This window comes from Neorhizobium sp. NCHU2750, from assembly GCF_003597675.1.
Classification (GTDB): Bacteria; Pseudomonadota; Alphaproteobacteria; order Rhizobiales; family Rhizobiaceae; genus Neorhizobium.
The window spans coordinates 3,686,295-3,702,180 of sequence record NZ_CP030827.1; the positions used below are offsets into that span (position 1 = coordinate 3,686,295).

Genomic DNA, 15,886 nt, shown 5'->3' on the forward strand with positions numbered 1-15,886 from the left:
CGCCCGTCATCGATCCGGATCAACCGGCATAGACGATCAGCAGATCCTTGGCGTCGATCTGGTCGCCGGCCTTCACCAGCACCTCGGCGATCACCCCATCCTTCTCGGCATGCAATGCCGTCTCCATCTTCATCGCCTCGATGGAGAGAAGCACGTCGCCGGCCATGATCGACTGACCGGCGGCAACCGCTACGGTGGAGATGACACCCGGCATCGGTGCGCCGAGATGCGCCACATTGCCGGGCTCCGCCTTGCGGCGGACGGCACCCGATGCAGCCCGGTTGCGATCCGGCACCTTGATGCGGCGCGGCTGGCCATTCAGTTCGAAGAACGCCGTCACCATGCCCTGGGCATCCGGGGCGCTGATCGCCTGGTTGACGATGACAAGCGTCTTGCCGCGCTCGATATCGGCAAAAAGCTCTTCCCCGTCGGCAAGCCCGTAGAAATAGGCAGGCGTCGGCAGGACCGAGACCGGGCCATAGGTTTCCGAAGCCATTGCGAAATCGGTGAACACCTTCGGATACATCAGATAGGAGGCAAACTCGAAGTCATCGACCTTGCGGCCGAGTTTCTCCTCGATATCCTTGCGCTCCTTGGCCAGATCGGCCGGCGGCAGCAGCGACCCGGGAACCGCCGTATAGGGCTTTTCGCCCTTCAGCGCCTTCTTCTGGATGCCTTCCGGCCATCCGCCCGGAGGCTGGCCGAGATCGCCCTTCAGCATAGAGACGACCGATTCGGGAAACGCGATGTCCTTGTCCGGGTTTTCGACATCGGCAACCGTCAGGTCCTGTGAAACCATCATCAGCGCCATGTCGCCGACCACCTTGGAGGACGGCGTCACCTTGACGATATCGCCGAACATCTGGTTCACGTCGGCATAGGTCTGGGCGACCTTGTGCCACTTGGTATCGAGCCCCAGCGACCGCGCCTGTTCCTTGAGGTTGGTGAACTGACCGCCCGGCATTTCATGCAGGTAGACTTCCGAGGCCGGTCCCTTGAGATCGCTTTCGAAGGCCGCGTACTGGTTGCGCACCGCTTCCCAATAGAAAGAGATCTTGCGGATCCATTCCGGATCGAGGCCGGAATCGCGCTCCGAACCCGACAGCGCCTCGACGATCGAGCCGAGGCAGGGCTGTGACGTGTTGCCCGAAAACGCATCCATTGCCGCATCGACCACGTCGACGCCGGCATCGACGGCCGCAAGCACGGTCGCCGCCGAAATGCCCGACGTGTCATGCGTGTGGAAATGGATCGGCAGCGATGTCGCCTCGCGCAGCGCCTTGAACAGAACCTTGGCGGCAGCCGGCTTCAAAAGCCCGGCCATGTCCTTGACCGCAATGATATGCGCGCCGGCCTTTTCCAGCTGCTGCGCCAGCCCGACATAATATTTGAGGTCGTATTTCGGCCGCACCGAGTTTCCGAGATCGCCGGTATAGCAGATCGCCGCCTCGCAGAGCCTGCCTTCCTCGTTGACCGCATCCATCGACACGCGCATGTTGTCGACCCAGTTCAGGCAGTCGAACACGCGGAACACGTCGACGCCGCCCTTCGCCGCCTGGGCGACGAAATATTTGACGACATTGTCGGGATAATTCTTGTAGCCGACGCCATTTGCGCCGCGCAGCAGCATCTGCAGAAGGATGTTCGGTGCTGCTTCGCGGATCAGCGAAAGCCGCTCCCACGGATCCTCCGTGAGGAAGCGCATGGAAACATCGAACGTCGCTCCACCCCAGCATTCCAGCGAAAACAGGTTCGGAAGCGCACGGGCATAGACGCCGGCAATGCTCGCAATGTCATTGGTGCGCATGCGGGTGGCAAGCAGCGACTGGTGGCCGTCACGCATCGTCGTGTCGGTGATGAGTGCGCGGGTTTCACCCCGCATCCATTCGGAAAACTTCTTCGGCCCGAGCTCATCGAATTTCTGCTTGGTGCCGGCCGGAATGGCACCTTCGATGAACGGCAGGACAGGCTTGGAAATCTTGTTCGACGGCGTTGGCCGGCCCTTCGTCTCCGGATGGCCGTTGACGGTGACGTCGGCAAGATAGGTCAGAAGCTTGGTGGCACGGTCGGCACGCTTCACCTGCTCGAACAATTCCGGCGTCGTGTCGATGAACCGCGTCGTGTAGGTGTTGTCGCGGAACTTCGCATGCCCGATGATCGCCTCGAGGAAGGTCAGGTTTGTGGCGACGCCGCGGATGCGAAACTCGCGCAAAGCGCGGTCCATGCGGGAAATCGCTTCCTGCGGCGTCGAGCCGGAAGCCGTCACCTTGACCAGCAGCGGATCGTAATAGCGGGTGATGATCGCACCCGTATAGGCCGTGCCGCCATCCAGCCGGATGCCGAAGCCGGCAGCCGACCGATAGGCGGTGATGCGGCCGTAATCCGGAATGAAATTGTGCTCCGGATCTTCTGTCGTGATGCGGCACTGCAGCGCATGGCCGTTGAGACGGATATTCTCCTGCGACGGCACACCCGATTCCGGCGTGCCGATGGCAAAGCCTTCCAGGATATGGATCTGCGCCTTGACGATGTCGATGCCGGTAACGACTTCGGTCACCGTATGCTCGACCTGAATGCGCGGGTTGACTTCGATGAAGTAGAATTTCCCGCTGTCGGCATCCATCAGATACTCTACCGTGCCGGCGCCGACATAATTCGTCGCCTTGGCGATTTTCAGCGAATAATTCGCCAGTTCCGCCCGCTGCGTTTCCGACAGATAAGGCGCCGGCGCACGCTCGACCACCTTCTGGTTACGCCGCTGGATGGAGCAGTCGCGCTCGAACAGATGCACGACATTGCCATGGGTATCGCCGAGAACCTGGCTTTCCACATGGCGCGCACGCTCCACCAGCTTTTCCAGATAGACCTCGTCCTTGCCGAAGGCGGCCTTCGCCTCGCGCTTGGCCTCAACGACTTCCTTGGCGAGATCGGCCTCGGAGCGAATGGCGCGCATGCCGCGCCCGCCGCCGCCCCAGGAAGCCTTCAGCATCACCGGATAGCCGATCTCGGCCGCCATCCTTGCCACTTCCGCCATGTCGTCGGGAAGCGGTTCGGTGGCCGGAACGACCGGCACACCGACCGATATGGCGAGGTTACGGGCGGCCACCTTGTTGCCGAGCTGGCGCATCGTATCCGGCCGCGGCCCGATGAAGATGATGCCGGCCTCGTCGCAGGCATCGACGAATTCCGGGCTCTCGGACAACAGGCCGTAACCGGGATGAATGGCGTCCGCGCCGGAGAGCTTGGCGACCCGGATCACCTCGGGGATCGAAAGATAGCTCTCGATCGGTCCGAGATCCTTGGCAAGATGCGGGCCGCGACCGACCTGGTAGCTCTCGTCCGCCTTGAAGCGATGCAGCGAGAGCTTGTCCTCCTCGGCCCAGATCGCAACCGTTTTTATCCCGAGCTCGTTGGCAGCGCGGAACACGCGAATTGCGATTTCTGATCGGTTGGCAACGAGAATCTTTGATATCGGCAACGCAGTCTCCCCAAGGCGTTTTCTGTCCATATTGCACCGCAAAGAGATCAATATCCCCGAACTTACGCAAGTATAAATTTGGACAATGGTAGAGGGATATGGCCGCAGCAGCAAACTGCCGTCATGGGCATCGCCGACAATTTCAGGAAATAAGCGCCAACCGGAATGCCCGTGCAATCAGGTGCTGGCGATTGTTGGCTCCGAGCTTTTCATGCAGGCCATTGATGTACCAGTCGACGGTATGGCTGGAAATGTCGAGCTGCTTGGCAATCTCGTTGGATGTCAGCCCATTGGCGAGCAGCAGCGTCACCTCCATCTCGCGCCGGGTTAGCTGGACGTCCACGGTCGTCGGGCTTTCGAACACCTCCGCCAGATGACGCAGTTCCAGCAGTTTCCAGAATACCGCCTTGGCTGCCGCATCGAAGACGTTCATCTCGGGCGGAGAGAGATCGACCGGCTGGCCCGCAACCGCGAGATTGCCGAGAAGCCCTGTACGGCCGTGAACAGGGAAAATATATCCATCGTGAAGGCCATGCCGGGCTGCCTCCTGCGTCAACCGTTTCATCCGCTGCCGATGCGGGTCCGCCTTCAATGTCAGCAACGCATCCTTCCAGCGGAACGGGCGCTGCGCGGTACGCAACCACCGAAGCGTCGGATCGATCAGCGAATATTTGCGCTTCGAATAGACCTCGGTCCAGCCTTCGGGCCAGCGGGCGGCCAGCACCGATCTCTGGATGTTCAACTGAGGCAGAGGCTGCACGACCAGGCTATAGAAATCGAAGCCATAGGAACTGACGAGGCTGTCGAACCGGGCAGTCGCCTGTTCCGGGGTTTTTGCTTCTTGAAGCAAGACCAGGAACTCGACAATCAAGGTAATATTCAACTCTGCCCCCGAGCCTTGGTCGGCTAGACTAAATTACTCATTTTGCAATCGCCTGCATTGTCTACACTGGCGGTTAGCATTGATTGAAACGGAACGGCCAGATCTCGCAATGTCCTATCGCAATAAACTACAAATACGTGCATTCGAGACGTTCTACACCAGCCACCATCCTGGCACAATCAACCTTGGGATAAAGGCTTGGAATCGCCGTTCATTGTCCATACAGGTCATTTGCCCCACATATGGGTGACGACGACTGAAGAGGTTAGCGGTTTGACACTATTACAAGTTTACGCACGGGCACTCGGATACCTTGCCAAAAACAAATGGCGGGTGACCGCCATCGTCATCGCCAACATCGTCCTGGCCGTCATCACCATCGCTGAGCCGGTCCTGTTCGGCTGGATCATCGATGCCATATCATCCGGCGGCGCCGTGACGCATGTCCTGATGTTATGGGCAGGCTTCGGTGTTTTCAACACCATAGCCTACGTTCTTGTCGCACGCGAGGCCGACCGACTGGCCCATGGACGCCGGGCATCGCTACTGACCGAGGCCTTCGGCCGCATCATCTCCATGCCGCTCTCCTGGCATCACCAGCGCGGCACGTCGAACGCATTGCATACCCTGTTGCGGGCATCGGAAAGCCTGTTCGGCCTTTGGCTCGAATTCATGCGCACCCATCTTGCAACAGCGGTGGCGATCGTCCTGCTCATTCCAACCGCAATCTCGATGGACTGGCGCCTGTCGATCGTCCTCCTCGTCCTCAGCATCTTCTATTGGGTGATCGGCGTGGCGGTGATGAAGCGCACCAAGGAAGGCCAGGCGTCGGTGGAAAGCCACTACCACCAGGTCTTTTCCCATGTCAGCGATTCGATCAGCAACGTGTCGGTCCTGCACAGCTACAACCGCATCGAGGCTGAAACCCAGGCGCTGAAGGCTTATACCAAGGACCTGCTCGCCGCCCAATATCCGGTCCTCGACTGGTGGGCATTGGCCGGCGGCCTCAATCGCACCGCATCGACCGTTTCGATGGGCGTCATCCTCGTCATCGGCACGATGCTGGTGCAGGACGGCAAGATCCGCGTCGGCGACGTCGTGGCCTTCATCGGCTTTGCCAACCTGCTGATCGCCCGCCTCGACCTGTTGCGCCAGTTCGCCACCCAGATCTTCGAGGCCCGCGCCAAGCTTGAGGATTTCTTCATTCTCGAAGATTCCGTCGACGATCGCACCGAGCCGGCCAATGCCGGCGAATTGCGCGATGCCAGGGGCGAAGTCGAGTTCCGCGACGTCTCCTTCGGCTTTGCCAATACCAAGCAGGGCGTGCACGACATTTCCTTCATCGCCAGGGCCGGAGAGACGGTGGCGATCGTCGGACCGACCGGCGCCGGCAAGACGACGCTCATCAATCTCCTGCAGCGCGTCTATGATCCGCAAAAGGGCAAGATCCTCATCGACGGCACCGACATATCGACGGTCACCCGCAAGTCGCTTCGCCAGCAGATCGCCACCGTATTCCAGGATGCCGGCCTTCTGAACCGTTCGATCAGCGACAATATTCGCCTCGGCCGGGAAGGCGCCACCGACGACGACATCATCAAGGCGGCACAGGCTGCTGCTGCCACCGAATTCATCGAAAGCCGCCTCAACGGCTACGAGACCGCGGTCGGCGAAAGGGGCAACAAACTTTCGGGCGGCGAGCGCCAGCGCATCGCCATCGCCCGCGCCATATTGAAGAATGCCCCGATCCTCGTCCTTGACGAGGCAACCAGCGCGCTCGACGTCGAAACCGAGGCGCGGGTGAAGGTGGCGATCGACAAGCTCAGGCACAACCGCACCACCTTCATCATCGCCCACCGGCTTTCGACCGTACGCGACGCCAACAAGGTGATCTTCCTCGATGGCGGCCGCATTGCCGAAATGGGCAGCTACGACGAACTGAGCCACCTCGGCGGCCGCTTCGCCTCGCTTCTCAAGACCAGCGGCCTCCTGGACGACAGCGACGAGGACGATGCCGCGAAGAAAGGCAAGAAGCCGGAGGCGACACAAAGCCAAGCGTGAGGCGGTCTTCGCGACATTGAAAGGCCCGGTATTCGATCGAGTACCGGGCCTTTATCTTTCCAAAAATATCCCTTTCGCGATGGCATCCTGCGGCTTGCCTCTGGCATCGGATCACCTTGCAGCCGGAAGAACCACGGCAGACAACCGGGCATCCTTGGTTGAAGCCCTGGGATGCCCATGAGGAATGAGGCCTTCTGCTCTCCACCAACACGGAGATAGCGGGGACGAAATCCCCCATCTGAGCAAAAAACGCCGTTTTGAATCAACGCCCTGATAAAAATCTTTTCCCCCATCGTCCCCGCCCCGCCGAACCCGCCGTAACCTGATTACGTCATCGAGCAGGGGGCCGGGTCGCGAACCGGACGCCTACGGAGCAAAATCCGGCGCACGATGATGGTCGAAAGGCGGGAGGACATGCCGTCAGGGCAAAATCCTCCACCGGACGGGAAAGGCGGGGTCCTCACCCTCCGCCATCCCTTCCGAAACGCCGGACGATCGGGCGGGCAGAATGCCTGACACCCATACCATCCACCATCGCACTGCCCGCCCTCCCCTTCGAGCCGGCCGTGACGGGATCGCCCGCCGCGGTCACTGATGCTGGCCTTCTTCTGGAGACATCCATCATGCCGACCTAGAACAGCATCGGCCCGGAAACCGCTTGAGTTTCCGGGCCGATGCCATTTCAGCGTCTGGTCAGCTACAGGCCTATTTCGACGACAGCAGGAACCCGCCATCCTTGCCGGCTGCCTTGCCGTTGACGGTCACGTTGCCGCCTTCCACCTTGATCCTGTGGGCCTTGCCCTCGATCGTCAGTTCGGCTTCGAAACCATCCCAGCCGGTCGGCAGCGACGGATCGACATGCAGGTGCTCGCCATTGCGCTTGATGCCGAGAATACCCTCGATCGCCGCGCGGTAGAGCCAGCCTGCAGAACCCGTATACCAGGTCCAGCCGCCACGCCCTTCATAGTCGCCGGCACCGTAGATATCGGCAGCCACAACATAGGGTTCGACGCGGTACTTGTCGGCCGCATCGCGGTCGAGCGAATGGTTGATCGGGTTGATCAGCTGGAAGCACTTCCACGCATCGTCGCTGCGCTTCATCTTCGCCAGCGCCAGAACCACCCAGATCGACGCATGGGTATACTGGCCACCGTTTTCACGCACGCCCGGCGGGTAGGACTTGATATAGCCCGGATCACGGCGGGTGTTCTGGAAGGGCGGCGTGAACAGGCGGATAATGCCCGTCTCTTCGTCCACCAGCTGGTTCATGACGGCATCCATCGCCTGGTCGCGGCGGTCCATCCGGCCCTGGTCGGAAAGCACGCTCCACGACTGGCCGAGACTGTCGATGCGGCATTCGTCGCTCTTGGAAGAACCGAGCGGCGAACCGTCGTCGAAATAGCCGCGGCGATAATAGGTGCCGTCCCAGCCATCGGTCTCGAGCGCATCCTTGAGCGTCTCGATATGCTTCCTCCAGCGATCCGCACGCTTCATGTCCTTGCGCTCTTCGGCATAGGGAATGAAGTCGCGCAGTGCTGCGGCCAGGAACCAGCCGAGCCACACGCTCATGCCGCGGCCGTTGACGCCGACACGGTTCATGCCGTCGTTCCAGTCGCCGCCGAGCATCAAGGGCAGGCCCATGTCGCCGGTGCGGTCGATCGCGAGATCGAGCGCCCGTGCCGCATGTTCGTAAAGCGTGCCGATCTCGTTGGTCACTTCCGGCTGGATGAAAGCGTCATGCTTGGTCTTTTCGAGAATCTGGCCCGCAAGGAACGGCAGTTTCTCCTCAAGCAATGTCTCGTCGCCGGTGACCGACACATACTGGTTGATCGCATAGGCGAGCCAGACCACGTCGTCGGAAATCGTCGTGCGCACGCCCGAACCGTTATGCGGCAGCCACCAGTGCAGCACGTCACCTTCCCTGAACTGGCGTGACGCGGCATTGATGATCTGCTTGCGGGCAAGCGAGGGCTCGTGAACGAGGAAGGCCAGCGTATCCTGCAACTGGTCGCGGAAGCCGAATGCGCCCGATGCCTGGTAGAAGGCGGTACGAGCCATGATGCGGCATCCGAGTGCCTGGTAAGGCAGCCAGTGGTTGACCATGTTGTTGAGCGACTTGTCCGGCGTCGAGATCTTCAGGCGTCCGGTGAACTCGTTCCAGAAGCCGCGATTGGCGGCCAGCGCCTCGTCGAACTTGACGAGCTTCAGTTCGGCCGCAAGAGCGCAGGCCTCTTCCTTCGTCTTGGCATCGCCGATGAAGAAGGTGACTTCGGTTTCTTCACCCGCGGCAAGTTCGATATCATAGGCGAGTGCTGCGCACGGGTCGCCGTCGAGATCGAGAGAGCCGCTGAGATTGGAGCCCGACATCACCGCCGCCGGCATCTGCACCGAGCCGAAGCGGCCGATGAATTCGCGACGGCTGACCGTGAAGCCGGACGGCGTCTCGCTCATGCCGAGGAAGGCATGGCGGGCGAAATTGATGCTGAACGGATTGGTGGCGATCAGCGCACCGGTCGCCTCGTCCCGCATCGGCAGGATATAGGGCACGGTGCGCTGCGGGTTGGAGCCGAGCAGCCACTCGACATAGCCATAGAGCTTCAGCTTGCGGGGAGCAGAACCGGAATTCTTCAGCTTGACGCGCGAGTACTTGGCGTGGCGAACGCGGTCGACCGTCTGCGTCACTTCCAGAGCCAGCCCGTCTTCCTCACTGGAGAAGACCGAATAGCCGAGCCCGTGGCGGGTCTCGAACATCACTTCGGGACGACGCGAAAGCGCTGCGAACGGCGTGTAGACCTTGGCCGTCTCGGCATCGGCCACGTAGAAGCCTTCGCCCGGACGGTTGATGACGAGGTCGTTGGTCCATGGCGTCAGCTGGTAGTCGCGGGAATTTTCCGCCCAGGTGAAGCCGCAGCCTTCGGCAGACACGTGGAAGCCGAAATTGTCGTTGGAGATGACGTTGATCCACGGATGCGGCGTCGACTGGCCACCGGCAAGGTGAACCACATATTCGTTGCCCTCTTCCGAGAAGCCGCCGATACCATTCCAGAAGTCGAGACCTTCGGGCGCTTCCGGCTGAACGTCGGGACGCGCGAAGATCTCGCCGTTCAAAAGCGGGCGACGATCGGCGTCGATCTGATGCTCGGTGGACGGCGCAAAGATCGTGCTAGTGCGGTTCAGCTGATCGGCCATCTGGCCATTGCGGGCATGAAGCACGACGCGCGAGGCGGCGATCAGGCCATCGGAACCGACATCTTCGAGAAGATCGCGGCGCAGGGTGAAGACATGCGTGCGCCCGCCCTCCTGGCCCATGCGGGTCGCCATCTGCTCGATCGACTGCTGCATGTCGGTGACGTCTTCGGCCGCCCGCTCGTTGAAGATCACGAGATCCGAAACGACCCCGCGCGAACGCAGATATTGCTGCGCCAGGATCGCTTCCTTGGCGACCGGCAGGTCGGCCTCGTCATTGATGCGGAGCGTGAAGATCGGCAGGTCGCCGGACACCGCCGACTTCCACAGACCCGACTGGGCCTGCATGCCGGTCTTCAGCGTCTGCTGGTCGGCGCGCAGCTGCATGTCCGGATAGACGAGATAACGGGCCAGATGCTGGAAGGCCGCCGCATCCTGCGAGGTGACGCCGAGATGGCGCATCTGCATCTGGGTGCGGGTCCAGGCCTGGGTCAATTCGTTCTGGAACGTCTCGACATGGCGGTAATGTTCGACCGCCTTGTCGAGGTCCTCGCGCTTGGCTGCGGCAATCGTCCAGAAGATCACGCTGACCTTCTTGCCGGCCGGCACACGGACGGTACGGCGCAGCGAAAGCACCGGATCGAGCGTGAAGCCATCGGTATTCGACAGCGTCGCACCCGGATCGAAGGCGGCGGCCTCCGACAGCGTGCGGCCGCGGCCGAGGAACTTGCGGCGGTCGGTCTCGTATTCGGTCGGTCGCGACGAGCCGGCATTGTCGGCGGCGAGATGCGCCACGAAGACGTCCGGATCGCTGTGTTCGCGCTTGTTGCGCCAGGCGCGGATCACGTCACCACGCTTGCCGATCTCGGTATTGATGAACATGCGCGAGAACAGCGGATGGCCGTTATCGCCTTCGTCGCCGGCAAGCACGGGTTCCATATAGGAGGTTACTTCGATGAAGCGGTCCTCGTCGCCCATGTTGAGCAGCGTCACGCGACGGCCTTCGGCATCGTGCTCGGTACCGACGATGACTTCCACCGTGCTGGTCAGGTCGCCGACCGTCTTGTGGAACTCGGCCTTGTCGTCGCCGAACACCACCTTCGACTGCTCGCCTTCCGCCCGCCGCGGCTCGGCGGTCGTCGACCACCAGTCGTTGCTTGCGGTATCGCGCAGGAAGATGAACTGGCCCCAGCGGTCTTCGGTCGGATCGGGCTTCCAGCGGGCGACGGTCAGCCCGTTCCAGCGGGAATAACCGGAACCGGTCGCCGTCATCATCAGCGAATAGTGGCCGTTCGACAGCAGAACCAGTTCGCGGTCCTTGGTCGCTGGATTGTTGATCGTGCGGATTTCGGGGCGCAGCAGCTCGCCGCCGCCGGTGCCGGGCTTCTCCTCGTGCTTGGCGCTCATCACAGGAATGTCGCGCGGCGCCTTTTCCTGCAGCAGCAGCTCGGCCGCTTCGATCAGCGGATCGGCATGGAAGAGCTCGCGCAACAGGCCGTTCATCACGACGTTGGCAACGGCCGCGACCGACATGCCGTGGTGGTGGGCATAGTAGTTGTAGACGACGGCGCAGCGCTTGCCTTCCGGCACGCGGGTCGGCGTGAAGTCGACCGCATCATGGAAGCCATAGATACCGAGCGCGCCGAGAGACCGCAGTTCGGCAAGGTTTTCCACCGCCGAGATCGGATCATACTGGCTGGCGAGGATCGACGCATAGGGCGCGATGACCGCGTTCTGGCCGAGACCGCGCTTGAGACCGAGCGTCGGCACGCCGAAATTGGTGTACTGATAGTGCATCTGATGGTCGAGCGCGTTGAACGCGGCTTCCGAAATGCCCCACGGCGTGCCGAGGCGGCGGCCATGGTTCATCTGTTCCTTGACGATCAGGTTGTTGGTCTGGTTGAGGATGCCGCCCTGGCGCTCCTGCATGACGAGCGGCGGCATCAGATATTCGAACATCGAACCCGACCAGGAGACGAGCGCACCGCGCGCGCCGATCGGCACGACATGGCGGCCGAGCTTGTACCAGTGCTCGTTGGGCAGGTCGCCCTTGGCGATGCCGAACAGGCTGGTCAGGCGGGCTTCCGACGCCAGGAGGTCGTAGCAGGCCTCGTCGACTTCGTTGCTCTCGACCCGGTAGCCGATCGACAGGAGGCGGCGATCCTTGCGGAACAGGAACTTGAAGTTCATGTCGAGCGAGATCTTGCGCGCCTTGTCGCGCAGCACGGCCAGACGATCGCGCAGGTCCTCGACATTGGCATTGTCGAATGTACTGTCGGCGATATGCGCTTCGCAGACGGCAACAAGCGATGCCGCCCATTTGGTCACTTCATCACTCTGCGCCGAACGAACCTCGTGGTCGAGATTGGTCGAAAGCTTCTGGATGTCGCGGGCAAGCACCGACAGGTTGATGATGCGGATCGAGGCGAATTCATGCTCGCGCTTGACGGCTGCGAGCGCATTGGCAAAGCCGGCAATACGCTCTTCGAGACGGCGGCGCAGCGGGCGAACGGTCTTTCGGTCGTCCGGCAGTGCCTTCAGCGTCTCGCCGAGAATGCCGGCCACGTCGCCGATACCGTCGAGATTGCCCTGCAGATGCGCAGAGGGTGCTTCCGCCCAGATGCGGCAGGCCGACGAAATCGCGATCAGGTGGCCGGCAAAGTTGCCGCTGTCGACCGACGACACATAGCGCGGCACAAGCGGCTTCATCGTATCGATGTGATACCAGTTGAACATGTGGCCGCGGAATTTTTCGGCCTTCTCGACGGTCGCAAGCGTCTGCTCCAGCCGCTCCACCGTCTCGGCAAAGCTGATCCAGCCGAAGTGACGCGCCGAGATCGTCGACAGAAGATAGACGCCGATATTGGTCGGAGAGGTGCGCTTGGCGATCGAGGGATTGGGCTTTTCCTGATAATTGTCCGGCGGCAGGTAGCTATGCTCCGGCGTCACGAACATTTCGAAATAGCGCCAGGTGCGGCGCGCGATCTTGCGCAGCTCGACCGAGACGTTTTCCGGCACGAACAGCTTGTCTTCCGTCTCTGCAGACTGGCTGACATACCAGGCAACGAGCGGCGAGAAGATCCAGAGAATCGCGAACGGAATGCCGACCAGGAAGGCATTGTCGCCCGGAATGGCGGCCAGAAGAATGCTGAGTACGGCAATCGCCGGCGCATGCCACATGGACCGGTAATAATCGGTCGGGCTGCCCTGCGCGTTGGACTGGATCGACGCAGCCGTCTTCCATTCCAGCATCAGCTTGCGGGAAACGAACAGGCGGTAAAGCGAACGCGCGATCGCATCCGTCATGATGCAGGCGGAATCGGCGATGAACACGATACGCAGTGCGACCTGCGCATTGGTCGAACGCACATCCGACCAGACGGAATAGAAATGCGCCTTGGCGACATTATCGCTCGAACGCGGCAGGAGGTTCGTCAGAAGCGAGATCGTCGGAGCGACGAACAGCGAGAAGATCAACAGGATCTGCCAGATCAGCGCGCCTAGCGGGTCCATGAAATACCAGCCGAGCACCGAGGCGAAGAACCAGGCGATCGGGGTGAGCGAGCGGCGCAGGTTGTCCAGCATCTTCCAGCGTCCGAGGGCGGTCACGCCGCGCTTGGCATCGAAGATATAGGGAATGAGCTGCCAGTCGCCACGCGCCCAGCGATGCTGGCGCGACACTTCGACCTCATAGCGGGTCGGGAAATCCTCCACCAGTTCGACATCGGTGACGAGGGCGCAGCGCGCGAACGACCCTTCGAGAAGGTCGTGGCTGAGAACCGCATTCTCTTCGATACGGCCCTTCAGCGACGCCTCGAAGGCATCGACATGATAGAGCCCCTTGCCGGTGAACGAGCCTTCGGAGGTCAGGTCCTGATAGACGTCGGAAACGGCAAAGACGTAAGGATCAAGCCCGCGGCCGACCGAGAAGACACGCTGGAAGACCGAGGCTTCCGTGCCCGTCGTCAGCGACGGCGTCACGCGCGGCTGCATCAGGCCGTAGCCACGAACCACCTGGTTTGTGGCCGGATCGAGAACCGGGCGGTTGATCGGGTGATGCATCTTGCCGACGAGCTTGGTCGCCGCATCGCGGATGAGGCGCGTATCGGCATCGAGCGTCATGACATACTGGACATTTGCCGGCACCGTATTGGCGCCCTGAAGATAGGTCGTATCGCGGTCGCCGCGCAGAAGCAGGTTCAGCTCGTGCAGCTTGCCGCGCTTGCGCTCCCAGCCCATCCAGACGCCTTCGTTCGGATTGTAGAGCCGGCGGCGGTGCAGGAGATAGAAGCGGTCGCCGTCGATCCCGCCGTCGGCCTCGCCCTTGTAGCGGGCGTTGAGCGCTGCGATCTCGCGCTTGGCGTAATCGAGGATTTCGAGGTCAGCTTCGTTCTGCTCGGTCTTGCTGTCGCGCCAGTCGGAAAGCAGCGAGAAATAGACCTCGCCCTTCGGGTTGGCGAGATAATGGACCTCGAGATTGCGGACGAGTTCGTCCACCGTGTCGCGGTTGGAAATCAGGCAAGGCACGACGACCAAAGTCCGCGCCTCTTCCGGAATGCCTTCCTTGAACTCGTAGCCGGTCAGCCGTGCCGGTTTGGTGAAATAGGTGGCCAACGTGTTGAACAGGCCTGTCGCTCCTTCCGAGGCAGGCAGCGCCAGCATCAAAAGAAGGATGACGACGACTGCAAGCGGGATGGCCGCATGGACGAGGAAATAGCCGGCAATCGCCATGGCGAGCACGGTCAGCAGGATGACCGGCGCCGCGATGGCAAGCCAGTTCAGCTTGCGATAGGCGCGCACCGTCCGCTGAAGGATCGGCGGCTTGTAGCCGACGGCAGCCTCGAGCTCCTTGCGATGACGGCCGACGATGAAGGCGCCGACATTCGTCTCGCGCACGTCGGGATCGCGCGCCGCTGCTTCGGTTGAAAGCTTGATCGCCGCCTGGGTGACTTCCGCCTCGCTGCGCTTGGAAAGCCTTGCGAGCTTCTCGATGCGGTTACGATAGGTGTTGCGCGAACCGAAATCGAGCGCCTCGTAATCGGTGTGTTCGCGAAACAGACGGTCGATCTGCGAAACGTCCTCGAACCAGACGCTCCACTCCGTATCGATGATCAGGCGCAGGCTCTTGATGATATTGCCCATCGTCACGTTGCCGGACGACAGACGGCTCTGTTCCGACTGGGTGACGGTCTCGACATCCGTGCCGGCGGCGACAAGGCGCTGCTCCAGCCAGGATGTTGCATAACCCGAGGCCTGCGAGGCATTGCGCATCCGGTAGAGGAACTGCGCCGCAAACGTATTGTCGCGCGCAAGGTTCTCGACGCCCGAAAGCACCTTCATGCCTTCCGCCTCGTCATTGAGGCGAATGACCTCGTCGGCCGTGTCATTGGCCGCCTTGCGCATGTTGCGCGAACGGTCGACGCGAGTGGCGATGCGACGGAGGTTCTCGATCAGCACGAAGCGGATGAAGGACGGCAGCGCCCAGAGTTCGCCGATTTCGAGCGGTTCGTTTTCCTGGAAACCCTCGACCATGGCGGCAAGCGTCTCGCGGTTGAGGCCGCTATGGGTATGGGCGACGTAGAGCCATGCAAGCGCCAGCACGCGCGGGATCTTTTGCCCGTCGACGACCCGCTTCGGCAGCTGCTTGAAGAATTTCTTCGGGAAGTCGCGGCGGACTTCCTGGATCGCTTCCTCGACGATGTAATAATTGTCGAGCAGCCATTCGGCCGCCGGCGTGATCGATGCACCGGCATCGACATCGAGTGCCGCTGCCCGGTAGACGCGAAGAATTTCCTTCTCGTTGTCCGAATGCTGCTGGAAAAACTCGAAAGGCATGATGCCGGGAAGCGAATTGATATCGCCCCGCCCGAGCTGCACGCCGAGATCCCTCAAGTCTTCGACCGTGAGATAGGTCGCGCGGATCGAATCGTTATGATCGACCTGCTTGACGTCTTTTTCGCGCGGGGAGCCTGGATTTTGAAGGTCAAGGGACATGGATACGGGCTTCTGAATGAAAGATCGGGGTTGATAGGCCAGATTGCTCGGCCTACGCCGAAAAACACTGCCGCCATTTGAGACGCGACGGCCGGTTTCGGTGCAATCCGCGCGAAGGGAGATAGAGGCCGGCTTCAATATTGCAAACGAAACACATCAACTATCGCCAGCTGCAAATCGGATTGACACAGTCTATCGCTTTAATTGCATTAGCCTGAATAAAGGCTGAACGGATTCAAACGTTTGATTTTTTAGAGAAAGCACGCCGTCATTGGCGCCTGCGC

The 15,886-nt window shown here is 61.2% G+C and carries 4 protein-coding genes; 1 reads left to right on the forward strand and 3 read right to left on the reverse strand.

Translation table 11 applies throughout. From position 1 onward, the window contains the following. Positions 1 to 19: 19 nt before the first annotated feature. A complete protein-coding gene (gene pyc / locus NCHU2750_RS17905; protein ID WP_119941785.1) occupies positions 20 to 3,478 on the reverse strand; it encodes a pyruvate carboxylase in 3,459 nt (1,152 codons plus the stop codon). Positions 3,479 to 3,620: 142 nt separating this feature from the next. Beyond that, positions 3,621 to 4,361 carry a helix-turn-helix transcriptional regulator gene (locus tag NCHU2750_RS17910; protein ID WP_119941786.1) on the reverse strand — a complete coding sequence of 247 codons (741 nt, stop codon included), beginning with the start codon at positions 4,359 to 4,361 and terminating at the stop codon, positions 3,621 to 3,623. Positions 4,362 to 4,634: 273 nt separating this feature from the next. Here NCHU2750_RS17910 and NCHU2750_RS17915 point away from each other — a divergent pair, with 273 nt between their 5' ends. After that, positions 4,635 to 6,422: a glucan ABC transporter ATP-binding protein/ permease gene (locus NCHU2750_RS17915; RefSeq protein WP_119941788.1), complete on the forward strand. Its 1,788-nt coding sequence runs from the start codon at positions 4,635 to 4,637 to the stop codon at positions 6,420 to 6,422. Between the two features lie 705 nt (positions 6,423 to 7,127). Here NCHU2750_RS17915 and NCHU2750_RS17920 read toward each other — a convergent pair. Then, positions 7,128 to 15,602 carry a glycoside hydrolase family 94 protein gene (locus NCHU2750_RS17920; protein WP_119941790.1) on the reverse strand — a complete coding sequence of 2,825 codons (8,475 nt, stop codon included), beginning with the start codon at positions 15,600 to 15,602 and terminating at the stop codon, positions 7,128 to 7,130. Between the last annotated feature and the right edge of the window lie 284 nt (positions 15,603 to 15,886).